The sequence below is a fragment of the Acidisoma cellulosilyticum genome (assembly GCF_020621385.1).
GTDB classification, from domain to species: Bacteria; Pseudomonadota; Alphaproteobacteria; order Acetobacterales; family Acetobacteraceae; genus Acidisoma; species Acidisoma cellulosilyticum.
Genome location: NZ_JAESVA010000015.1, coordinates 46,185 through 68,323 on the forward strand (window position 1 = coordinate 46,185; position 22,139 = coordinate 68,323).

A 22,139-nucleotide genomic window follows, 5' to 3' on the forward strand; every position below is an offset into this window, starting at 1 on the left:
CGACCGCGCCGCCCTTGGAGTTGCCTATGTCCGTAAAGGTTCTGATCGTTGATGACAGCAAGCTCGCGCGTATCGTCGCTGGAAAGGTGCTGGCAGAGTTGCAGCCGGAATGGGCGCGTGTGGAGGCGGGAAGCGCTGCCCAGGCTTTGACCATCATGGCGGAGACGCAGGTGGATGTCGCCTTGATCGACTTCAATATGACGGAGAAAGACGGGCTGACCCTTGCGGCCGAACTGCGACAGGATCGGCCTGACATGCCGATCGCCATTATTACCGCCAATATTCAGGATGAGATCGTCGCGCGTGCCCGCGCCATTAACGCGGCTTTCGTTCCCAAGCCCGTGACCGTCGACGGGCTTGAGGGTTTTCTGTCCGGCGCCTCGCTGAGGCTGAAATCGACCAAGGCATGACAAGCGAGACGGTGACGCTTACGGAGCTTGAGCGCGATGCGCTGACCGAGATCGTCAATATCGGCGTCAGCCGTGCGGCGTCCAGTTTGCGCAAAATGGTTGGCGCCCATGTATTGCTCTCGGTACCCTCGATAGAGGTCGTCTCCCAGCGTCGTGCGGCAAGGTTGATCGGCGAGCGTGAGATTGCGCAACTCGTGGCGGTGCGACAGGATTTCAGCGGACCGTTCTCCGGGCGGGCTCTCCTGATCTTCCCTGAGGCGAACAGCCTGGCACTGGTGCGCGCGGTGGCGGGCGATGAGCTGAGTGCCGAAGAACTGGTCGAAATGGAGCATGAGGCGCTGGCCGAGACCGGCAATGTTATCCTCAATGGCTGCCTGGGCACGATGGCGAATATGCTCCAACGCTCGCTAAGCTTGACGATACCTGAAATCATCAAGGGAGACGGAGCTGTACTGTTCGATGCCTGGGGGCAGAATGGTACGGATGGTTTGGTGCTGTTCCTGTATATCGACTTCAGCGTCCGTCAGCGTGACATCCGTGGCTACATTGCCATGATCATGAACCTGCCAGCGATAACCGCGCTCAGCGAGTTGCTGGGGGAGTTCATCACCCGCGTGGTGGGCGACGATGCCTGAGGATGACGACCGGCTGCATGGTGACCGAGATCGCTTCGCTGTCGGCGAATCAGGCGCGAGCGGCTTATGGGATTGGGATATTATTGCTGGCCTGTTGCGCACCGATGAGGGTTTTGCGGATCTATACGGTATCGACCGGGCCGCGGCCCGGGCCGGTGTGGATCCTAAATTGTTTTTTTCGCGCATTCACGCGGATGACAGAGCGCGGCTGAAAATCGCAGTTGCCGGTATTTTGTCGGGCGCTGAAATTTTCTCAAAGGAATTCCGAATTGTTCGGCCCGACGGCACTGTGCGTTGGATGCTCGGGCGCGGGCAAGGCCACCAGAATGCCGATGACGAGCCCATCCGATTTACCGGCAAGCTGGTCGACGTTACGGAGCGCCGCCGCGCACAGGAGCGTTTGCGGATTGCACAAACGGCGGGTGGCGTCGGTACGTTTGAGCATATCGATGGCTTTGCAACCGTCGCTGTCTCCGCACAATTCTGTCGCGTGCTCGGCTTGCATCCGACGGATGTTCTTCCCGTCACAACGATCAATGCGGCCGTCTGCTCTGGCGAAGGCGCGCTTATTCCCGCGGGCTATTCCGCCGATCGGGTGCCGCCCGCCGATTTTCGTATTCGCCGCGGTAGCGATGGGGCAGAGCGTTGGATCGCACGGCGCGGCGAGGCGGCGGTGGATGATGAAGGCATTGGCCACCGTTTCATCGGCGTCATTTACGATGTGACGGAGGCCAAGGAAGCTCAGGCCCAGCTCCGCGAATGGAATGAGACGCTGGAGAGCCGCGTCGAGGAAGCGATCCGCGAGCGCTCCCGGGCGGAAGACGCGCTGCGGCAAGCCCAGAAGATGGAAGCTGTCGGCCAGCTCACCGGCGGTATCGCCCATGACTTCAACAATCTTCTGACGGTCATCATCGGCAATGTCGAGACGGTCGGGCGTCGGCTGGATTCGCATGACGATCCGCGCGTAAGGCGAGCGCTTGACAACGCGGCCAAGGGGGCCGCCCGTGCGGCGGCGCTTACGCAACGTCTGCTGGCTTTTTCACGCCGCCAGCCGTTGGACCCCAAGCCGGTCGAGGTTGGGCGCTTGCTCATGGGCATGTCTGATCTTCTGACGCGCGCCATCAACGAAAGCATTGCCGTGCATGTGCCGGCGAGCGGGGATCTTCCCCATATCGAAGTCGATCCGCATCAGCTTGAAAATGCGATCCTCAACCTTGCGGTTAATGCACGCGATGCGATGACGGAAGGCGGCAGCCTGACCATCCAGGCTTCGAGTGACAGCAGCAAGCGCGAGATTGTCATTACGGTGACGGATACCGGTTGCGGCATGTCCGCCGAGACCATGGAGAAAGTGTTCGATCCGTTTTTTACGACGAAGGAAGTCGGCAAAGGAACGGGGCTAGGGCTTTCAATGGTCCATGGCTTCGTCATGCAATCCGGCGGTCGCATCGCGATAGACTCCGAACTAGGAAAAGGCACGACGATCACGATGGCTTTTCCGTCCTTGTCCATCACGCCTGATGTGCAGGATAAGGACGTTGCCGGCTTCGTCGATCATAATGGCAGTGGCGAGACCATTATGGTGGTAGAGGATGACGAGGACGTCCGTGCCTATAGCGTCGGGCTGTTGCGCGAATTGGGCTATCGCGTGATCGAAGCGACCGATGGTGAAGCAGCCCTGCGCCTGCTCGAACGCGCCGACCAGCATATCGATCTTCTTCTGACAGACGTCGTGATGCCGGCCATGTCGGGCCGGGAACTTGCTGACCGGGCGCGGCTGCTGCAAGGCGAATTGCGGATATTGTTCATCTCCGGCTATCCACGCGAAGAAATTGCCAAAAATGGGCGGATTGAGGCTGGCATTGATCTTTTGGGAAAGCCTTTCGGCTTCGTCGCCCTGTCCGAAAAGGTAAGACAGGTTCTGGACCGCCCTTTGTCTAGCGACAGGACGGACCGGTAACTCAGACCTCTGGTGGTCCCTGTCTGGCAAGACAGGGAAGCTGGCGCCAGGAACGCTTAAGAAACCCTGGGCTGCTCTTGTGAACAAAACAGGAAACATGGTTGAGTGACGCTGTTTCGATCACTCGGTAGCCACAGATGTCTTCTGCCTCCTTTGCTGCACTGAATGCCGAGCAGCGGCAAGCTGTCGAATACGGCATTGGTGCCGGCGATCAGCATGCGGCTCCGCCGTTGCTGGTCATCGCCGGCGCCGGATCGGGCAAGACCAACACTTTGGCGCATCGTGTAGCCAATATGCTGGCCCATGGTGTCGATCCCCGCCGCATCCTGCTGATGACCTTCTCGCGAAGGGCGGCGTCCGAGATGATCCGTCGGGTCGAGGGCATCTGCGCGAAGATGCTGGGGGCTAAAGCCAGCGTCTTGACGGATGCGCTAACCTGGGCCGGGACCTTTCATGCGATTGGCGCCAAGCTGCTCAGCGACTATGCCGAGCAGATCGGGCTGCAGCCCAATTTCACCATCCATGATCGCGAGGATTCAGCGGATCTGATGAACCTGCTGCGGCACCAGCTTGGGTTCTCCCGGACTGAAAGCCGTTTCCCGACGAAAGGCACCTGCCTCGCCATCTATTCTCGGGTAGTCAATGCCGAGATGCCGCTTGCGGCGGTGCTGAAGGACCACTTTCCCTGGTGCGCGGATTGGGAGGTGCAGTTGCGGACGCTGTTCGCCACCTATGTCGAAGCCAAGCAGGCTCAGGGTGTCCTCGATTACGACGATTTGCTGCTGTACTGGGCGCAGATGGCCAGCCACCCGGTGTTGGCTGCCGAAATGGGTGCGCTTTTCGATCATGTGCTGGTTGACGAATATCAGGACACAAACCGGTTGCAATCGAGCATCCTGCTGGCTTTGAAGCCGACTGGGGCCGGCCTGACGGTGGTGGGGGACGATGCACAGTCGATCTACGGCTTCCGGGCCGCGACGGTGCGCAATATTCTCGACTTTCCTGATCAATTCGAACCGCCGGCGGCGATTATCATGCTCGACCGCAACTACCGCTCCACCCAACCGATCCTGACGGCCGCGAATGCCGTCATAGGCTTGGCTGCTGAGCGCTTCACTAAGACCTTGTGGACTGACCGGCAGTCGGCGGACCTGCCGGCTTTGGTCAGCGTGCGGGACGAGACGGAGCAGGCGCGTTATGTGGTCGAGCGAATATTGGATAACCGGGAAAGCGGCACGGATCTGAAGCAGCAGGCGGTGCTGTTCCGAACGTCTAGTCATAGCGGTCCTCTGGAGATCGAGCTGACCCGCTGTAATATCCCCTTCGTCAAATTCGGCGGCCTCAAATTTCTCGACACGGCGCATGTCAAGGACCTGCTGGCGCTGCTTCGCTTCGTGGAAAACCCGCGTGACCGGGTCGCGGGCTTCCGCATCCTTCAGCTGTTGCCCGGCGTGGGGCCGACATCCGCGCAACGCGTGCTGGATGCCATGGCCGATCAGGTCGATCCGATGAGCGCGCTGCCGCAGATCGCGCCGCCGCCGCGGGCCGGGGAGGGATGGACGGCCCTTGTGACGACGCTGCAGCAGCTTCGCTCCGGCAAGACTGGCTGGCCGGCTGAAATTGGCTGCGCGCGGCTCTGGTACATGCCGCATCTTGAGCGTATCCATGATGATGCCGAGGCCCGGCAGATGGATCTGTTGCAGCTGGAGCAGATCGCGGCCGGCTATCCGTCGCGGTCGCGCTTCCTGACTGACCTCACGCTTGATCCGCCGGATGCCACCAGCGATCAAGCTGGCGTGCCGCTATTGGACGAAGACTATCTGATCCTGTCGACCATTCACTCCGCCAAGGGGCAGGAGTGGAAGTCGGTTTTTGTGCTCAACCTGGTCGATGGTTGCATACCCTCGGACCTGGGCGCCGGGACATTGGCCGAGGTTGAGGAGGAGCGGCGGCTGCTTTATGTCGCGATGACAAGGGCGAAGGATAGTTTGCACCTCATCACACCACGTCGTTTCTTCACGCAAGGGCAGGCAGCGATGGGTGACCGCCACGTCTTTGCATCGCGCACGCGGTTCATCCCGAATGGCCTTCTGCCGATGTTCGAGAGCATCATGTGGCCCATCCTTGCGACCCAGCTAGCGCGGGAAGCAGCGGTCAGCCAGGTGCGGATTGATCTCGGCGCCCGGATGCGCAGCATGTGGGGGTAACATCAGACCGCCAAGGTTGCCTCATAATTTCATCAATACAGTGCGTGAGCGAGCCATTAATCGATCTCGATGTGAGAGAAATTACGCGATAAGATAATTTCCTGCGGTGCTGATTTATTCGGATAAGGCGATGTTCACCGAATGGTTACTGCATTGTTTAATGCGATCTCCGTCTCGTGAAGTGACGAATTACTGACTCCGCTTCATAAACGGTCAACGAGTTTGACCAATTTTGAGTGGACCGGCGCAGTCTGGGCCATACTCTACATAACAGGAGTGTCCAATGGCTCTCGCAATGCTGAAATTTGCGCCAGAAGATAACCTCTCCCGCTATCTGCAGGACATACGGAAATACCCGATGCTGACGGCTGAGGACGAGCTGAAATTCTCGAAGGCTTGGCGTGATAATGCCGATCATGATGCCGCCCATAAGCTTGTCACCTCTCATCTTCGGCTGGTTGCAAAGATGGCCATGGGCTATCGCGGCTATGGCATGCCGATCGGTGAGCTGATCAGCGAAGGCAATGTCGGCATGATGCAGGCGGTGAAGCGTTTTGACCCGGACAAGGGCTTCCGTCTGTCCACCTATGCGATGTGGTGGATCCGTGCAGCGATTCAGGAACATATTCTTCATAACTGGTCGCTAGTAAAGATGGGTACCACCTCTGCCCAAAAGAAGCTGTTTTTCAACCTTCGCCGGCTGAAGGGTCAGATGCAAGCCATTGAGGACGGCGATCTGCGGGCCGAGCATGTGTCGGAAATCGCCCGCGTTCTGGATGTGCCGGAACAGGATGTCGTCAACATGAACCGCCGTCTGTCGGCGTCTGACAACAGCTTGAACGCACCGGTTCGCTCCGACAGCGAGGGCGAGTGGCAGGATTGGCTGGTCGATGACAGCGACAGCCAGGAAGAAATCCTCGGCGACCGGGAAGAGTTGACGGACCGCAAGACGCTCCTCGCCAATGCGATGAAAGTGCTGAACGACCGCGAGCGGCACATCCTCATCGAACGCCGCCTGAAGGATGATGCGACGACGCTGGAAGACCTGTCGCAGCGCTATCGCATCTCTCGCGAGCGAGTCCGCCAGATCGAGGTGCGGGCTTTCGAAAAGCTGCAGACGTCAATGAAGACGCAGATCGCCGATCGTCGTCAGCAGATTAAGCAGCATCCTGGCGCCGGAAGCCTGGCAAACTAAACGGGCTAAAGCTTTCGTCAGTAAAAATCCCCGGTCCAATGGCCGGGGATTTTTTTGCTTATTCTTCTGTTGCTTGCGTTTTCTACTATCTAACCAAAATAACCCAAAGGAGGATTAACAATGACCCTACTCTTGATCGTTATCATTATTCTGCTTTTGGCCGGCGGCGGCTACGGCTATGGCCGAGGTGGCTGGCGCGGCCCTTACGCGGGCGGCGGTATCGGCCTCGTTATCATTATCATCATCGTTTTGCTGCTGCTCGGCTATATCTGAGCCCCGCAGAGCGGCCCTGCCGTTCGGGCCCAGATCCGTTCTCGAAACACGATTAGCGCGTGGCATATCTCGCGCTAATCGTGGAACATCCTTATCCGTCCGGGGAGTGCCGCCTTGCCGCTCTTTGGTGCCAGTTTGAAAGATGAGGTTGGAGAGGCTGAGAAGGAAATCGTGACGTGGTTCATGTAACAGAACTCTATCGCTACCCGATCAAAGGGCTGTCGGCACAACCCACAGACGTCCTGCCCCTGAGTGAAACTGGCGGGGTCGCTCATGACAGAAGTTACGGCCTCGCCTTGGGGACGACAATGTTTGACCCTCGGAAGCCTGAACCATTGGACAAGGGCCATTTCCTGATGCTGCGCGCCAATGAATCTTTGGCCCGGCTGCAAACCCATTTCAGCGAGCAAACCTCTATCCTGACCATCCAACAAAATGGTCGTGATGTCATGAAAACCAATCTTTCGTCTGATGAGGGGCGGGCAGCGGCCGAGACATTCTTTACCGACTTTGCTGGTCTCGCCGCACGAGGGCGCATCCGTCTCGTCGACGCGCCTGGCCACAAGTTTACAGATGTGAGCGTCGTATCCCCGGTTATGATGCGGGCGATATCAGTGATAAATTTGGCGACCGTTCGGTCGCTGGAATCCGCAGTCGGCCATGAAATCCATCCGCTGCGTTTCCGTGCTAACGTCTACTTAGAGGGCTTAGAGGCTGGTTCCGAGTTGGACTGGGTGGGGCGGGAAATATCCATCGGTGGCGTTCGTTTTCGGGGAGCGTTGCGGACGCGACGGTGCGCCGCTATTGACGTGAACCCGATCACGGCAGAGCGCGACACCCATTTGCCCAGGGCGATCTTTCGTCACTTTGGGCATTCGGATCTCGGCATTTATTTGGAAATTTTAGGGGATGGATATCTGACCGTAGGTGACCCAGTGCATTAGCTATAGACCGCCACCGAGAATACCTGTTGCGTGCGCGAGATTACCCGCACCGCTTAGCGTTAAGGAAAATCGATGAAAAATCTTGTTCTGGCTTGTGTCGCCACGCTCAGTCTTATCGCAGTCGATGCCGGTAAGGTGCAAGCTCAAACGCTCTCACGAGTACGAGGGATAGTCACTGCGCTGAAAGGCGACGTCGCACAGATAACGACCCATCAGGGCAATATCATTGCCGTCAATCTGAGTGCCAATACAAAGTTTGCCGATGTGACTTACGCGAAGATATCGGATATCAAACCCGGCAGTTTCATCGGAACTGCGGCTGTACCGCAGCCGGACGGCTCATTGAAGGCTTTAGAAGTTCACGTTTTTGCCGCAGCCTTGCGCGGTTCCGGAGAAGGCACGCGAGCTTGGCAAGGTGATGGACGCAAGGGTTCCATGACCAACGGAACGGTGGGCGACCTAGTCGTGACGAATGGCAGAACCATGACCGTCAGTTATCGTGGCGGCCAGAAGAAAATCGTGGTTCCGTCCGATGTCCCCATTGTCTTCATTGATGCGGGATCGCTGGCCGATTTGACCCCGGGAGAACATATCATCGTCTTCGGTGAGAATGGCACCGATGGCACGTTGGCCGCGGAACGCGTTCTCATCGGCCGCAACGGGCTTGTGCCACCTATGTGACAAGACGGGCCTCTTAGAGCGTTTCCTGTTCGCTTACGCTCACAGATACCGCTCTAGATTATTGTTTTTGCGAGCATCTTCACCCGGCCAGATGATTCCATCTGACCGGGATCTGCTCTAGGAGAAGCCCGTCTGACCCATTCTGTCACATGAGCTTATCGAGCGTCAGCGGCAGCTCACGCACCCGCTTCCCGGTTGCATTGAAGACAGCATTGGCCACGGCGGCGGCAGTTCCTGTGATGCCAATCTCACCGATGCCATGCGCCCCCATGGGGGTGTGAGGATCTGGGATGTCGTTCCAGATCACGTCAATCTCGGGCACGTCCATGTGAGCAGGCACATGGTAGTCGGCCAAGCTCGGGTTCATGATGCGCCCGTTGCGGCTGTCGAACTGGGTCTCCTCCATCAACGCCAGGCCGAGACCCATGATGATGCCGCCGCGGAATTGGCTTGCTGCTGTCTTGGCATTGAGGATGCGCCCGCAATCGAACGACCCAAGGAATCGACTGATGCGGGTCTCGCCCGTGATGGCGTTCACGCGCGCCTCACAGAACATGGCGCCGTAGGAATGCATCGACCAATTCTGCAACTCCAGCGGCGGCGGCGCATCCTGTTGAACGGCCACCTCATCGCGACCGGCGCGACCTAGGATGGAGGCATAGCTTTCATGGCGGCCTGGGTTGGCAAGTTCGGCCAGTCCGCCATTGAGGCCGCCGACCTCCTCAGGCTTAAGGCCAGCCAGGGGCGATGAATTGCCTGCCAGGATCAAAAGCTGGGTGACCAAGGCATGTTGGGCCGCGACGATAGCCGCACCAATCGAGGCCGTCTGCTGAGACCCGCCAGCCAAGACCGCGCCAGGCATCTTTGAGTCGCCGTAGCTGAACGTCACCTGATCCGCCGTGAGACCAAGGCGGTCGGCGGTGACCTGGACGTGAGCAGTGGCCGTTCCCATGCCCATCTCATGGGCCGCGATCTCCACGCGCGCGTGACCCTCTCTGGTGAGTGTGATCCGCGCTGCGCCGCCTGGCATCCGATAATAGGGATAGGTACCCGTGGCACAGCCCATGCCGATGAGCCAATCGCCGTCCCGGATGGCTGCTGGTTTGGCGCTGCGCTTCGCCCATCCAAATCGCTGAGCGCCGGTTCTCCAAGCCTCGACGATGTTCCGGGACGAAAAAGGCTTGCCTTCGGTCGGATGCTTGTCCGGCTCGTTCAGGATCCGAAGCTCAACCGGGTCGATGCCTAGTTTGTCAGCCAGCTCGTCCATGGCGCATTCCAATCCGAAGGTGCCGACGGCCTCCCCCGGAGCGCGCATGAAGGTATTGGCCAGCATGTCGAGCTGCGCCACTTCAACATGCAGCTTGAAGCTTTCCGCCGCGTAGGCGCCGCGGGTCGCCAGGATGAACGGCTCAGGCAAGGCGTTCTGCCGGGACATGGCCACGACGCCGGTATGGATGATCGCCTTCAGATGCCCATCCTGGTCGGCGCCAAGAGCGACCCGCTGCTCTGTCTGCGACCGGCCCCCGACCATTCGATAGACGCCCTCACGGGACAAGGTGATGCGTACCGGGCGGCCAGAGAGCTTTGACGCGGCGGCGCCGAGCACCTGATGCTGCCAAAGGGTCTTGGACCCGAACCCACCTCCGACATAGGGCGAGGTCACATGAACCTGGCCTTCGTCGATGCCAAACACGGAACTTAGAGACCAAGCGGTATGGACGACCGCTTGAGACGCGTCGTGAACGACGAGACTGTCTCCGTCCCAAACGACGGTCGCGGCATGAGGCTCGATAGCATTATGGCTGTGGCGCGGCGTGCTGTACTCCGCGTCGATCGATACGGCCGCCTGATTCAGCGCCGCTTCCGCATCGCCGATGTCGAGCTTGAGCGGGCCGCCACCAAATTCTCCGGTTTTGGTTCCCTGGCGCTTCGCGTCTTCAAAATCGGTGACTGAGGGTTCCGCCTCAAACGTCGCATGAATGAGCGATGAGGCATAATCAGCCTGTTCCTGGGTTTCAGCCAAAATAAGGGCAATCGGCTGGCCGTTCCAGTGAATCTGATCGTCCTGCATGATCGGCAAATTGTCGCCGCCCGCGGCCTTCTCGGCTGTCATAAACAGCGGCATCGGCTTCATGAGAGGCGCGTCTTTATAGGTCATCACCAGGACGACACCAGGTGCGGCCTCAGCCGCCGAGGCGTCCAGAGTCGCAATGCGGCCCTTGGCGATTGTGCTGAAGACAAGGCTCGCATAGGTGAGGCCCTCCATCAGGAATTCAGCCGCGAAAGTGGCTTTGCCCTGCACTTTGAGCGGTCCGTCGATGCGCGAGATCGAGGTTCCGACGAGCCCATGTTTGTGGCGGTTCAGCGGGTCTGGCCTCTCTCCCTGGCCCCAGCTATTGGCAGCAAGCCCGACAGCGGCTGCCAGCGTTCCCGCATTATTTGCTGCACTCATGAGAAGTCTCCCGCGAGGCTCGTGAGCACGGCTGTCATCGTCCGGATGGCAAGCTCGACTTTGAAGCCATTCCCGCTGAGAGGTACGGCGTCGATGAGTTCGGCCTCCGCGGCGCTGCGAAAGGCCGCTTCAGTGGCTGGCCCACCAAGCAAGGCATTTTCTGATTGTCGGGCACGCCATGGTTTGGGAGCCACGCCGCCAAGGGCCAGCCGAACGTCGGTGACTTTGCCGTTCTCGACGGCGAGGACCGCCGCTACCGACACAAGCGCAAAGGCATAGCTCGCTCGGTCCCGAACTTTTCGGTAGCTCGACCTTGTTCCAACCAGGGGAGCAGGCAGTTCAATTGCCGTAATCAACTCGCCCGGCAGAAGGACCGCCTCATTCTGCGGGTCATCGTCCGGCAGAAGGTGGAGATCGGTCAGCGGTATCGCGCGGGAGCCGGCCGGACCCTGCAAATGAACGATCGCGTCCAGCGCGGCGAGTGCCACACACATGTCGGAAGGATGGGTCGCAACACAGGATTTGGACGTGCCAAGAATGGCATGGTTGCGATTGAAACCATCAATGGCGTCGCAACCTTGGCCCGGGCTCCGTTTATTGCAGCGTGAGCCTTCCGTATCATAGAAATAGGCGCATCGCGTGCGCTGCAGGATGTTTCCGCCGACAGTGGCCATGTTGCGAATTTGCGCTGAGGCACCGGCGACGATCGACCGGGTAAGCATAGGGTATTGCGAACGTACCAGCCGATGCTCAGCGAGCGCCGTATTTGTTGTGGCGGCGCCAATCATCAATCCACCGCTGGGCGTGCTTGTGATGCTGGAGGAGAGACCGGTGACGTCGACAAGCGATGATGGCCGCTCGATCGTCTCACGGAGAAGATCAACGAGGTTCGTCCCACCGCCAAGGTATTTTGCTTGTGCCATCGCACCAAGTTGGACGGCCTGGCCGGCATCGCTGGCGCGAGAATAACTGAAGGGGGTCAAGCTGCAGCCTCCTTCTTGTCCTGATCTTGACGACTATTTTGAACCTCGGCGATAGCGGCAATAATGCCGTTATGCGCACCACAGCGACAGAGATTGCCGCTCATGCGTTCGCGGATTTCCTCAAGGGTCAGGTCAGCACCGTAATCTTCGAAATCGACCGTCACGACACTCGGTACGCCACGCTCGAACTCGGCCGCCATGCCCAGTGCGGAACAAAGCTGTCCTGGCGTACAGAACCCGCATTGAAAGCCGTCGTGCTCGATGAATGCTCTCTGCAAGGGATGAAGACCGTGTTCGTCGGCCAGACCCTCGACCGTCGTGACGTCGCGCCCTTCGCATTGAACGGCAAGCGTGAGGCAGGACAGAACGCGCTGGCCATCGACCAACACAGTGCAGGCGCCGCAGGCCCCCTGGTTGCAGCCCTTCTTGGCGCCAAAAAGATGCAGGTCTTCGCGCAGCAAGTCTAGAAGCGACACTCTCGGGTCCGCCGGAGCGCTTGCTTCCGTTCCGTTGATCCTGATTGGCATGGTGTTACCTTTCAGTCTGTGCAAAGTGCATTTGTTTATCGTTGACCGCTTCTGGCAGCCTAGCCTTTGCGTCCAGGACAAGCTCGACTTTCCTTGCTGCTAGCTCCGCCTATTCTTGTTCAGGGGCCTGCCCACTCGTTACTTTGAGCCAGTTTTTAGCATGAGTAGATGCCCATCGGGATCCTGGGTCGGCTTGACGCTGATTTCATCGAAGCGATCGGTTTCAGATGTATCAAGAACTATTCTCACGGAAGCGATATCGCCAATCCCGAACATTTGCAGAGCAAATTCAGTTTTAGGGGCACGGTAAGAAAGCAGCTCCAAATGAGGCGTCCTGGAGCTAGCTGTCACCAAGGCGACAACATCAACGATTGGGTTAGGTGTGTCGTCTAGATTGCCCTGTTCGACACCATGGTTGATGCCTCGCGACAATGCCGTAAAGCCAAGTCCTTCATAATAGGCGAGGCTCTCTTCGACATTTTGGACAGTGATTGCTGTGTGATCATAGCCGAGGAAAAGGGCAGCCGAGGATTTAGTGAGCCATTTGGGGTCGCCGGAGCTTGGCGGAAACTCGATGAGTTCGAGAGGATGTCCGTCGGGGTCCCGAAACTTGAAAGCCTTCACACCGCCCGATGATGGCGGCAATTGCTGCGGACCACCGACGGTAATCGGCTCGAAGTCGAAGTGCTGAAGGCAAGCATAAGCGCTGTTGATATCCGATACAACAATTGCGATATGCTGGAACCAAGGGTCGGTTGCGGCGCGGGGCGACGGGTAGGGTGAGCCCAATATCAGTGGTTGAAAAAGCTCAAGAATCTCGTCCCCAAGCTGCAAGCACATGCGATGCCCGGGGAACTCCCCCATTACCGTCTCAGAAACAGCGATCACTGAGAAGCCTAGAGCATCACAGTAAAATCTCGATATTCTTTCGAGGTTGGAGACGGTGATGCTGATTCGAGCAATACGCGTGACCGGGCTCATGGTCGTTCAACACCCCGGACATTCAGATAGATGGCGTAGAGTGTATGCGAGCCGCAAATGAATAGCCGGCTCCGATTCCGTCCACCAAACGTCAAATTTGATACCACCGCCGGCACTTTGACTTTGCCGAGTAGAACGCCATCGACATCTATGCAATGAACGCCATCCGCGGCACTGCACCAGATCCGCCCGTCTTCATCGGCACGAAAGCCATCTGCGAAACCGGGGTCGATTTTGTGAAAGATGCGGCCATTGGCCAACCGGTCCCTCACGACATCGAAGACACGAATATGCTGCACAGGGTTTGCCGCGAACTGAAGGCCACTTTCAGCCACGTAAAGCCGCTGTTCGTCCGGTGAGAAACACAGCCCATTCGGTCCCTCAAAGTCATCTGCAACGACCATGATAGACCCATCGCTCGGGTCAAGCCGATATAACGCAGGCGGCAATTCTGGCGTTTGCTTACCGCCTTCGTAGTCGGTATTGATGCCGTAATGTGGGTCGCTGAACCATATCGTCCCATCAGATTTGCAGATGACGTCGTTCGGCGAATTCAGACGCTTTCCGTTATAGCGATCTGCGAGGACTGTGACCTTGCCGTCCAGCTCTGTACGCGTAAGACACCGATGGCGGTGCGAGCATCCAATGAGGCGTCCCTGACGGTCGCGTGTATGGCCATTGGCGAAGCCGCTCGGTTGCCGATAAACGGAAACACCGCCGGATTCCGTCCACCGGAGAATGCTATCATTGGGTAGATCGCTGACGAGGAGGCAGTCCTGGTCAGCAAACCAGACCGGACCTTCGAGCCAACGATAACCTTCCCCAAGCGTCTCTAAGGGAGCGTTGGGCAAAATCAGCGCGTTGAAGCGATCATCATAGGATTCGAATCCGCTTGTCATGTGAAGTGGCATGGAGAGTGTTTGGGCGGGACATGAAGCTGCACCGTCATCAACACCGCAGGTTGATCCCCGATCGTCCCGGATCGATGCCCTTTTTTCCTTGAAGGATCAGCAGCACATCCTTGGTCTTCCCCCAGAGAAAATTCGCCGGGGCCTTGCTCGATCCTCGTACCATCCATGGCCTCTATCCACCACCGTCCGGACAAAACGACGATCCATTGGGGAGCGGGGTTCTCGTGCCATTCGCCGACCCAGCCAACCGGCTGTACAGTGAAAACAACCGTAGAGTCAGCGTGGATCAGCTTGTCATTCCATTGCGGAGCGGCGTCACCGACGCCCTTGAACTCCCAGTCCGTGAGAGCGCATTGTGTTTGATGGCTGATACCCTCATCGTCACACCACAGATGCCAATAGGGAATGCTTGGGCTTTCCGGCATGATACGTCCCTCTCAATGCATTGCGTATGGATGGGTTGATGCGGTTGGGTTCGAGATGAACGCATGGAGACCGCCTCCATTCAGCCCAACCGTGATGAGTAGGAAGCCACCCGCCAGCGCAAAATTCTTGAGAAAGTCCCAAAAAAGGTCGCGGCCCTTGCTCTCGCCATGGGCCCAGAAATCGCCTGGCGTCCAAAATTGCTTAAAGAGTAAGGCGGTGACGATACAGTAGCCCGCAAGAATAAAGGCAGCGAGGCGATCAGCCGTGCCTGTGATGATCCCTAGTGGCATCAAGGCTTCAACAGCCAAGCCTGTGAAAATCATAGCCACTGCCACGGGACGGGCTTTGAACACCTGCTGCGCCTGACCAACAGCGCCCCCAAAATTCAAGGTTTTATCAAGGGCGCTGAACGGAAAGAACAGCACCACCAGCAGGCACCGGATGGCAAAGGCCGCGACGACCTGGCTGGTCATGCTGTAAGCCGCTCTTTGATCCTGTCGGCGACCCGGAGCGCGTTCGCGATGATGGTGAGCGTCGGGTTGACCGCTCCGATGGACGGGAAGAAGGACGCATCGGTGATATAGAGATTGTCGAGTTCGTGGGCCTTGCAATCGAGATCGAGCACTGATGTTGCCGGGTCCGTGCCGAAGCGCGCCGTTCCGGCCTGATGGGCCGTTCCGCTAATCGGAATGTTTTTGCCGAGATAAAGGCTGCGTTCAAGAAGCACAGGATGGGCGCCGACCACGCTCATGAGATGTTCGAGCTTCTTCTTGAGGCGGTGATGCGCCTCCATATTATTCTCGGTGACGTCAAGCACGACGCGGTCGCCGTCATAGTAGATCCGGTTTTCCGGCCGGGGCAGATCCTCGCTCTGCAGCCAGAAATCCATCGAGTACTCGGCCATTTTGTCGAATGGCATCGCTGGCAGCCATTCAAGCCATTTTGGAAGCGCCTCGCCTTTAATTTGTTCAGCATGGGAGGTCGCGCACATTTGGATCAGCCCGAGCGGATAATCCCAGTCGTCTGATTTGAAGTAGTAGTCGCTGAGAGCGAGCGTCTTCTGAAAAACCGTATGATTGGGCTCCTTCAGAATTGCCATCAAGACGCTCATATTATGCCGGATGTAATTACGTCCCACCTGGTCAGAACCATTAGCCAGACCGTGAGGATGCTGGTCATTGGCCGATCGCAGGAGCAGAAGAGCAGAGGACAAGGCGCCACAGGCGACGACTATGATGTCGGCTGAATATTCTTCCTCGCCCCCGTCACGCTCGACGACCACTTTGTTGACCCGACGACCAGAGGCATCGGTTTCCAGCCGCGAGACGTAAGCTCCGGTCATCAGCGTCACATTCGAATAGGCGGCGAGCGTCGGGTCGATCAATATGACCTGAGCATCGGCCTTGCCATTCAGCAGACAAGGAAAGCCGTCAAAAGCATCGCACCGGATGCAGATGCTTGTGGGCGTCGGCTTCCCGTTTTTTTCGTCGAGCAAGATACCAAGCGGCAGGTGGAAGGGCTTAAGGCCTTCATTCACCAAGCTATCGTTCAGTTCTTGAATTCGCGCCTCGTGGGAGACGGGCGGGTGAGGATAGGGCCCGCTTGCCAAAGGTTCCAGAGGGTCCTCGCCACGCTGACCATGGACATGAAACAGGCGCTCGGCCTCCGCATAATACGGCTCGAATGCCTCATACTTCAGGGGCCAAGCAGGCGAAACGCCGTCGACGTGGTGAACCTCCTCGAAGTCCGCCTTGCGCAGACGGAAAAGTGCCGCGCCATAGACTTTGGAGTTTCCGCCAACGTATCGATGTAGTGCTGGTTGAAAGGTTTGACCGTCTCCACCGTACCAGGTCTCGTCCGCCTGATAGGCGCCATCGACGAAGACAGTCTTTGAATCCCAATTGGCGGGCGAGCGAGGAAGATAGTCTCCTCGTTCCAGGATGAGGATTCTCTTGCCCGTCGGTGCCAGGCGCTGCGCGACGGCGCCCCCGCCTGGACCGCTGCCGATGATAATCACGTCATAGTCGTTGTTTGTCATCGGTCTATCTTGCCCAAATATGTCTGGTGCTAACCGCCGGTTGCGAAGCCGGGATAAAGCGTCATGCCGCCATCCACGAACAGGGTGGCGCCGGTGACGTAGTCGGCCGCTTCAGAGGCAAGCCAAACAGCCGCCTGCGCGATGTCATCGGGCTCGCCAATTCTCTTGTAGGGAACCAGCGTCATTAGGTCGGCGTAAGCCGAGGGCGTCTCCCAAGCGGCTGTATTAATAGGCGTCCGGATGGCACCGGGCCCGATGCTGTTGACCCGAATGAAATGCGGAGCGAGTTCCTGCGCGATGCTCCGCATAAGTTGCATGACACCGCCCTTGGACGCCGCGTAGTTGGCATGGCCCCCCCAGGGAATAACCTGATGAACCGAACTCATGCAGATAATTTTCCCGGCAGCCTTGGAAACGGAAGGCACGACACCGCGGCGCTTGAACTCGCGGGTCGCGGCGCGTGTGCACAGGAATTGCCCCGTCAGATTTACGCCGATCACAGTATTCCACTGCTCAAGTGTCATCTCATCATAGGCGGAGTCCCGCTGCAGGCCTGCGTTGCTCACCACGATATGCAAGGTTTCGAAATACGAAATGGCGTCGGAGAACATCTTCTCGACTTCGTCTTCGCGGCTGACATCTGCCTTCAAAGCAATCGCCCGACGTCCCATGCCAATGATTTCCTGAACGACAGCGTCCGCGGCATCAGGGTCTGTCACGTAATTGACCACGACATCGGCGCCGGCGCGTGCCAATCCGATTGCGATGGCCTTACCAATGCCAGAATTAGCGCCGGTAACGAGGGCAGGTTGGCCTGTGAGCACGGGATTATAAGCGACATCGGGAACACGGCTGCTATCGAATGATGCAGGCGCGGCTGGATCTTTTGAATTCATAGATGTTTTCCCGCTTAACGCGTTTGGGCTTCGAGAAATCGTACATGAGTAAGGACGCGAGAGACCAACTTGTAAAATTGGTTCGCATCTCGTCTCGACAGCAATCTCGATATCTTCGCCAGAGAAAGTCTCGCTCTAGCACAGAGGCAGAATGCTAGGTTGAAAGCGGAACTACTTGTCCTCGTAGTCACGCGTCCAGTGCCAATGGCGGTCGGCCTCGCCTTCCGGATGACCCTCCATTTCCCACAATTTGTACGCTCTCAGACGGAAGTGCTCATCCCGCGCAGCATGCCAAAACTCGGCATCGCGTCCGGCCGGACAACCAGCTGCAAACCATAAAAAGTAAGCCCGATCCCGAACACTTTGTTCAAGGCTCATTCGGGTCTCCGCCAAAGGCTCAAGACTGTCACCGTACGCGGTTAATTGGCCGCCACGACTGACATGGTCTCGCGCCGACAGGCGCTCTATTTCGTCTGCGGGTACCAGTTGTGCATGGCGGGCGGCAGACAACGCCTTCTCATATAGCTTTTCTTCAGTCGAATCAGGCTGTGGGATGTCAACGGGAAACGTGTGGAGCACATTTTTCTTGTCATTAAGCACGTCAACCAAGCGCTCAGTCATGATTTGACCTTTCCAGGGCGATGGACACTAGGTGGGGTGTGAGCCATTCACCACAAATCGAATTGCGATAAAGCATTCGACCCTCCCTATTTTGTGAATTCCGTGATGTGGGCCGCGCTAGGTCAACGGGCGCTAGCTTCATCGCCTGGACGGGTGGCGCTTTGCTTTTTTGGCGGATGCGGCTAGCCAAGAATCCCCACCGTTGGCGGAACTTGGGATCAGATTAATGATAGTGATTGTCAGACGATTAGCTTGGATCAGCGCTCTGAATTGCGTCGACTGGCTTGCCCAAGCAGAGAGGCCCTTGTGCTGATCGTATTCACCAGGACGCCGACCAGACGGTTACGGGTAGAGGATGAAGCTGTCCGCCTATCGCGGACGAGCGGACGGACGAAGTGGGAAATTGCGGCGGATCTCGGGATCGGCCTGTCGACACTGAAATAATTGCATGAAGCAATCAATGGCAGTCATAAATCGATTATGAAACGGTGAGCCGACGATAGCGCGTCGGCTCACGCAATTGCCCCAAGCTGGAGCAGAAGAAACCATACTGGCTGATTGGCTAGGATCCGCCGCCAGAGGCCGGTCCAGCCTTTGGAGCCGTTTCTTGTCGAGCCTTACTGATTTGTTGTGGCGTCACCTGGCCTTGGCGCCCGCTGAACTGGCCGATAACGTAGTTGCCCACCGCAGCCAATTCATCGTCCGTGTAAGCCCCCGTAAAGGGGTGCATGAACATCAGACCTTCGTTGGTTTCGATCTGGCTGCCGTTCGTCAGAACCTGGACAACGTTAGTTCCCGTTACATCGCCCGTGCTGTGGTCCCCACCGAGAGCGGCCCATGGCGATTGGCGGCCTGTGCCGTTCGGCAGGTGGCAACCCGCACAGGCACGAATGAAAATATGTTCTCCGAGAGAGGCCGTGGAGAGCGGCGTCACGGTCGCCGGCACGATGGCAGGCCCATCGTCGCGTGCGGGAATGGTGCGAAGATAGGTCACCATCGCCGCGATATCGTCAGGTGTCATATACCGCAGACTGTACTCAATCGCCTCTGCCATCGGTCCGGAAGCAAGACCATGACCGGGCGCCTTGCCGGTCGACAAAAATTCTTCGAGTGACGCATCGGACCAGGCACCAATCCCATGGACCGGGTCGCTGGTCAGGTTATAGGCGAACCAGCCCGCCTGTATGGTACCCGCAAATTGGCGGCTGCTTTTCGCCTGCATGAAGTTGCGCGGCGTATGGCATTCGGCGCAATGACCCAAGGCCTCAACCAGATAGGCGCCTCTGTTCCAGGCAGCCGATTTTGACGGATCCGACTGGAGCCGGGAATCCGGATTATTGATCAGGTTCCAGAACACCATCAGCCAGCGCTGATTGAACGGAAATCCGAAATTATTGGGTTTTGTTGGCGCGTGCACGGGGGGGAGGCTGAATAGGTAAGCCTTGATCGCGAGCGCATCCTCGTCACTCATCTTAGTGTAAGACGGATAAGGCATCGCCGGATAGAGATGCTGGCCTTCTCGCCCAATGCCCCGATGGAGCACACGTATAAACTGTGCGTCGGTGTATTGTCCGATGCCTGTCTCTTTGTCCGGCGTGATATTTGGTGAATACAGATCACCAAACGGCAATTGGAATTGGCGTCCCCCGGCATAGGTCGTGCCGCCCGGCGCTGTATGGCAGGCAGCACAATCGGCCGCCCGCGTCAGATACTCGCCCCTCTGTACCAAATCCGACGTAGAAGCAGCGCGCGCTGCGAGCGGGGCTGCAAGGCTCAGCAGCAACGCGAGAACGAGGCGCCTCATGATGACACCAATTGGCCAGTGCCAAAGGGGATGCGGCGAAGTCTTCGCCCTGTCGCGGCGAAAATGGCATTAGCAAGAACGGGCGCAGCCGCAACCGTTCCCGTTTCCCCGATGCCGCCGATCTCGCCGTCGGGATTGTGAACGATATGCACCTCGACCTTGGGGGCTTCATCAATGCGCAGAATGCGATAGTCATGGAAGTTGCTTTGATCGACGCGGCCATTGGTCAGCGTGATCTCGCTATAGAGCGCCATGCTGAGACCGAAGATAAGACCGCCCTGGACTTGGGCCGCTAAGGTGTCGGGGTTGACCACCGGTCCGCAATCGACGGCCACATCGGCCCTGATCAGCTGGATTTCATTGCCTGCGCCAATCTCGATTTCCAGCACCGTCGCCATATAGGTCTGGAATGCATATTGAAGCGCGACGCCGCGCCCGCGCCCGGCGGGCAGCGTTTCACCCCAGTTCGAGGCCTTCGCCGCGAGATCGAGCACGCCGAGCGCGCGCGGGTTCTTCGTCAGTAGGGTGCGACGGAAGGCAATGGGGTCCTGCTTCGCGGCCGCCGCCAGCTCGTCCATGAAGCTTTCAATGACAAAGACATTATGCGTGGGGCCAACACCGCGCCACCAAAGGGTTGTCAGAGCGCTCGGCTCGGAGCGGACCCAGGCGACCTGATGCGTGGGGAATTCGTAGGGCGTGTCGGCCGATCCCTCAACCGCATCAGGGTCAAGCTTGCCGCCCTCCTCCATGCCAGGCGGAGCCCATCGCGCCATGACCGACGACCCTGTGGTCCGGTGCGACCAGCCGGTGACATTGCCGGATGCGTCGAGGCCGGCTGAGATCTTATCGTAATAATAGGGCCGATAGAGATCGTGCCGAATATCTTCCTCACGCGTCCAGATAAGCTTGACCGGGTAAGGAACGTGTTTGGCGATGCGCGCAGCCTGCGTGACGCTGTCGATATCGAGGCGCCGGCCGAAGGCGCCACCCATGAACTGATTGTAGACCTTGACGCTCTCCTGCGGGAGGCCGGTTTCCTTCGCCACCGTCATCTGGGCGCGCACCGGCACCTGGGTGCCGACCCAAACCTCGGCACCATCGGGGCGGACGTGAATCGTGGTGTTGATGGGTTCCATCGGCGCATGCGCCAGGAAGGGAAGCTGATAGGTGGCGTCGTATCGGGATGCCGCTGCTTTGATCGCGCCCTCGGCATCACCGAGCTTCTTGGCAACGAAGCCCGCCTTCTCCGAGTCACTCGCAAGATGGGCGATCAGGCTTTGCGTGTCGATATGGGCGTTGGGGCCGTCATCCCAGACCGGGTTCGCGGCCTGCAGGCCCTTCATCGCGGCCCACATGTGATCGCCGATTACGGCCAAGACATCATCCAACTGCACCACATCGCGCACACCCGGCACCGCGCGGGCGGCCGCCTCGTCGATCCGCACCAGCTTGCCGCCAAGCACAGGGCTTGCCGCGACAGTGCCGATCTTCATGCCCGGCACCTGGATATCCATGCCGTAGACCGAGGTTCCGTTGACCTTGGCGGGCGTGTCGACCCGCCGCGGGGAGGTGCCGATCAGCTTGAATTGCGATGATGACTTAAGGGCGACATGCGTCGGCACCGGCTGCTTGGCGGCATCGTTGGCAAGATCACCGTAGCCAAGTGCCTGCCCCGCTGGGCCATGGACCACGCCACGCTCGGCATGGCAGGCGGACGGGCTGACATTCCATTTCTCGGCCGCGGCGGCGATCAGCATCATCCGGGCAGCGGCACCCGCCTCCCGCAGCGGCTTCCAACTGCCGCGAATGGAGGCAGACCCGCCGGTCGCCTGCTCGCCGAGCAAGGGATCCGTGTAAAGCTTGAGATCGGGGGGCGCGGCTTCAACCAGGATCTGGTCCATGCCGACTTCCAGCTCCTCGGCGATAAGCGTCGAGGCGCCGGTATAAATGCCCTGGCCGCATTCGGTATTGCGCATGATGAAGGTAATCGCGCCCTTCGGATCGATGCGGATAAAGGCGTTGGGCTCAAAATCTCCATCAAAGTCCGGCGGCGGCATCGGGGTTGCGCGCGTCAAGAACTCTGCGGCGCTGGCGGTTGAACTGAGACGCAGGCCGATGAGAAGACCGCCTCCAGCGGCGAGGCTCGCCTTCAGCAAGCCACGGCGGGACAAAGGCTTGGGGGCCAGACCGTTCAT

General features: G+C 58.5%; 20 protein-coding genes. 8 read left to right on the plus strand and 12 right to left on the minus strand.

What is annotated here, in order from left to right; translation table 11 throughout:
* Nucleotides 1-26 precede the first annotated feature (26 nt).
* The 8 genes from ACELLULO517_RS25745 to ACELLULO517_RS25780 all read left to right on the plus strand — a co-directional run bounded on the left by ACELLULO517_RS25745 (nt 27) and on the right by ACELLULO517_RS25780 (nt 8,305).
* Nucleotides 27-410 (plus strand): response regulator transcription factor, encoded by a 384-nt coding sequence (locus tag ACELLULO517_RS25745; protein WP_227310342.1) that lies wholly within the window; start codon nt 27-29, stop codon nt 408-410.
* Nucleotides 407-1,045, plus strand: a complete 639-nt coding sequence (locus tag ACELLULO517_RS25750; RefSeq protein ID WP_227310343.1) for a chemotaxis protein CheX — start codon at nt 407-409, stop codon at nt 1,043-1,045. The genes ACELLULO517_RS25745 and ACELLULO517_RS25750 overlap by 4 nt, the downstream gene beginning before the upstream one ends.
* On the plus strand, nt 1,038-3,005 hold the full coding sequence (locus tag ACELLULO517_RS25755; protein WP_227310345.1) for a hybrid sensor histidine kinase/response regulator: 1,968 nt from the start codon (nt 1,038-1,040) through the stop codon (nt 3,003-3,005). Before ACELLULO517_RS25750 ends, ACELLULO517_RS25755 begins: the two co-directional genes overlap by 8 nt.
* 137 nt (nt 3,006-3,142) lie before the next feature.
* A complete protein-coding gene (locus ACELLULO517_RS25760; protein WP_227310346.1) occupies nt 3,143-5,212 on the plus strand; it encodes an ATP-dependent helicase in 2,070 nt (689 codons plus the stop codon).
* A gap of 283 nt (nt 5,213-5,495) precedes the next feature.
* Nucleotides 5,496-6,407 carry an RNA polymerase sigma factor RpoH gene (rpoH, locus tag ACELLULO517_RS25765; protein ID WP_227310348.1) on the plus strand — a complete coding sequence of 304 codons (912 nt, stop codon included), beginning with the start codon at nt 5,496-5,498 and terminating at the stop codon, nt 6,405-6,407.
* Nucleotides 6,408-6,527: 120 nt separating this feature from the next.
* The gene (locus tag ACELLULO517_RS25770) at nt 6,528-6,680 is read left to right on the plus strand and encodes a DUF3309 family protein (protein ID WP_227310349.1); all 153 of its coding nucleotides are present in this window, start codon (nt 6,528-6,530) and stop codon (nt 6,678-6,680) included.
* A 176-nt stretch (nt 6,681-6,856) separates the two neighbouring features.
* Entirely contained in the window at nt 6,857-7,624 is a 768-nt protein-coding gene (locus ACELLULO517_RS28980; protein WP_227310350.1) for an MOSC domain-containing protein, read from the plus strand.
* Nucleotides 7,625-7,696: 72 nt separating this feature from the next.
* Nucleotides 7,697-8,305, plus strand: a complete 609-nt coding sequence (locus ACELLULO517_RS25780; protein WP_227310351.1) for a DUF5666 domain-containing protein — start codon at nt 7,697-7,699, stop codon at nt 8,303-8,305.
* A 145-nt stretch (nt 8,306-8,450) separates the two neighbouring features.
* Here ACELLULO517_RS25780 and ACELLULO517_RS25785 read toward each other — a convergent pair whose 3' ends face one another.
* From ACELLULO517_RS25785 to ACELLULO517_RS25845, 12 genes are all read right to left on the minus strand, one after another.
* On the minus strand, nt 8,451-10,757 hold the full coding sequence (locus ACELLULO517_RS25785; RefSeq protein ID WP_227310352.1) for a xanthine dehydrogenase family protein molybdopterin-binding subunit: 2,307 nt from the start codon (nt 10,755-10,757) through the stop codon (nt 8,451-8,453).
* Entirely contained in the window at nt 10,754-11,740 is a 987-nt protein-coding gene (locus ACELLULO517_RS25790) for an FAD binding domain-containing protein (RefSeq protein WP_227310353.1), read from the minus strand. Before ACELLULO517_RS25790 ends, ACELLULO517_RS25785 begins: the two co-directional genes overlap by 4 nt.
* Nucleotides 11,737-12,267, minus strand: coding sequence for a (2Fe-2S)-binding protein (locus tag ACELLULO517_RS25795; protein ID WP_227310407.1), 531 nt, complete (start codon nt 12,265-12,267; stop codon nt 11,737-11,739). The genes ACELLULO517_RS25790 and ACELLULO517_RS25795 overlap by 4 nt, the downstream gene beginning before the upstream one ends.
* 138 nt (nt 12,268-12,405) lie before the next feature.
* Nucleotides 12,406-13,248, minus strand: a complete 843-nt coding sequence (locus tag ACELLULO517_RS25800) for a VOC family protein (protein ID WP_227310354.1) — start codon at nt 13,246-13,248, stop codon at nt 12,406-12,408.
* Entirely contained in the window at nt 13,245-14,147 is a 903-nt protein-coding gene (locus ACELLULO517_RS25805; RefSeq protein WP_227310356.1) for an SMP-30/gluconolactonase/LRE family protein, read from the minus strand. Before ACELLULO517_RS25805 ends, ACELLULO517_RS25800 begins: the two co-directional genes overlap by 4 nt.
* Nucleotides 14,144-14,584, minus strand: coding sequence for a cupin domain-containing protein (locus ACELLULO517_RS25810; protein ID WP_227310357.1), 441 nt, complete (start codon nt 14,582-14,584; stop codon nt 14,144-14,146). Before ACELLULO517_RS25810 ends, ACELLULO517_RS25805 begins: the two co-directional genes overlap by 4 nt.
* Nucleotides 14,585-14,596: 12 nt before the next feature.
* On the minus strand, nt 14,597-15,058 hold the full coding sequence (locus ACELLULO517_RS25815) for a DoxX family membrane protein (protein ID WP_227310359.1): 462 nt from the start codon (nt 15,056-15,058) through the stop codon (nt 14,597-14,599).
* Nucleotides 15,055-16,623, minus strand: a complete 1,569-nt coding sequence (locus ACELLULO517_RS25820; RefSeq protein ID WP_227310361.1) for a GMC oxidoreductase — start codon at nt 16,621-16,623, stop codon at nt 15,055-15,057. Before ACELLULO517_RS25820 ends, ACELLULO517_RS25815 begins: the two co-directional genes overlap by 4 nt.
* A 29-nt stretch (nt 16,624-16,652) precedes the next feature.
* The gene (locus tag ACELLULO517_RS25825; protein ID WP_227310362.1) at nt 16,653-17,519 is read right to left on the minus strand and encodes an SDR family oxidoreductase; all 867 of its coding nucleotides are present in this window, start codon (nt 17,517-17,519) and stop codon (nt 16,653-16,655) included.
* Nucleotides 17,520-17,690: 171 nt separating this feature from the next.
* A complete protein-coding gene (locus ACELLULO517_RS25830; protein WP_227310364.1) occupies nt 17,691-18,140 on the minus strand; it encodes a DUF2934 domain-containing protein in 450 nt (149 codons plus the stop codon).
* Between the two features lie 562 nt (nt 18,141-18,702).
* Nucleotides 18,703-19,944 (minus strand): cytochrome c, encoded by a 1,242-nt coding sequence (locus tag ACELLULO517_RS25840; RefSeq protein ID WP_227310366.1) that lies wholly within the window; start codon nt 19,942-19,944, stop codon nt 18,703-18,705.
* Entirely contained in the window at nt 19,941-22,139 is a 2,199-nt protein-coding gene (locus tag ACELLULO517_RS25845; protein ID WP_227310367.1) for a xanthine dehydrogenase family protein molybdopterin-binding subunit, read from the minus strand. Before ACELLULO517_RS25845 ends, ACELLULO517_RS25840 begins: the two co-directional genes overlap by 4 nt.

Excerpts from the sequence above, each read along its gene's own strand:
- ACELLULO517_RS25845 (WP_227310367.1), bottom strand. The coding sequence starts at position 22,139 with ATGAACGGTCTGGCCCCCAAGCCTTTGTCCCGCCGTGGCTTGCTGAAG.
- ACELLULO517_RS25810 (WP_227310357.1), bottom strand. The coding sequence starts at position 14,584 with ATGCCGGAAAGCCCAAGCATTCCCTATTGGCATCTGTGGTGTGACGAT.
- ACELLULO517_RS25815 (WP_227310359.1), bottom strand. The coding sequence starts at position 15,058 with ATGACCAGCCAGGTCGTCGCGGCCTTTGCCATCCGGTGCCTGCTGGTG.
- ACELLULO517_RS25840 (WP_227310366.1), bottom strand. The coding sequence starts at position 19,944 with ATGAGGCGCCTCGTTCTCGCGTTGCTGCTGAGCCTTGCAGCCCCGCTC.
- ACELLULO517_RS25760 (WP_227310346.1), top strand. The coding sequence starts at position 3,143 with ATGTCTTCTGCCTCCTTTGCTGCACTGAATGCCGAGCAGCGGCAAGCT.
- rpoH (WP_227310348.1), top strand. The coding sequence starts at position 5,496 with ATGGCTCTCGCAATGCTGAAATTTGCGCCAGAAGATAACCTCTCCCGC.
- ACELLULO517_RS25780 (WP_227310351.1), top strand. The coding sequence starts at position 7,697 with ATGAAAAATCTTGTTCTGGCTTGTGTCGCCACGCTCAGTCTTATCGCA.
- ACELLULO517_RS25805 (WP_227310356.1), bottom strand. The coding sequence starts at position 14,147 with ATGACAAGCGGATTCGAATCCTATGATGATCGCTTCAACGCGCTGATT.
- ACELLULO517_RS25800 (WP_227310354.1), bottom strand. The coding sequence starts at position 13,248 with ATGAGCCCGGTCACGCGTATTGCTCGAATCAGCATCACCGTCTCCAAC.
- ACELLULO517_RS25820 (WP_227310361.1), bottom strand. The coding sequence starts at position 16,623 with ATGACAAACAACGACTATGACGTGATTATCATCGGCAGCGGTCCAGGC.
- ACELLULO517_RS25825 (WP_227310362.1), bottom strand. The coding sequence starts at position 17,519 with ATGAATTCAAAAGATCCAGCCGCGCCTGCATCATTCGATAGCAGCCGT.
- ACELLULO517_RS25830 (WP_227310364.1), bottom strand. The coding sequence starts at position 18,140 with ATGACTGAGCGCTTGGTTGACGTGCTTAATGACAAGAAAAATGTGCTC.
- ACELLULO517_RS25785 (WP_227310352.1), bottom strand. The coding sequence starts at position 10,757 with ATGAGTGCAGCAAATAATGCGGGAACGCTGGCAGCCGCTGTCGGGCTT.
- ACELLULO517_RS25795 (WP_227310407.1), bottom strand. The coding sequence starts at position 12,267 with ATGCCAATCAGGATCAACGGAACGGAAGCAAGCGCTCCGGCGGACCCG.
- ACELLULO517_RS25755 (WP_227310345.1), top strand. The coding sequence starts at position 1,038 with ATGCCTGAGGATGACGACCGGCTGCATGGTGACCGAGATCGCTTCGCT.
- ACELLULO517_RS25750 (WP_227310343.1), top strand. The coding sequence starts at position 407 with ATGACAAGCGAGACGGTGACGCTTACGGAGCTTGAGCGCGATGCGCTG.
- ACELLULO517_RS25745 (WP_227310342.1), top strand. The coding sequence starts at position 27 with ATGTCCGTAAAGGTTCTGATCGTTGATGACAGCAAGCTCGCGCGTATC.
- ACELLULO517_RS25770 (WP_227310349.1), top strand. The coding sequence starts at position 6,528 with ATGACCCTACTCTTGATCGTTATCATTATTCTGCTTTTGGCCGGCGGC.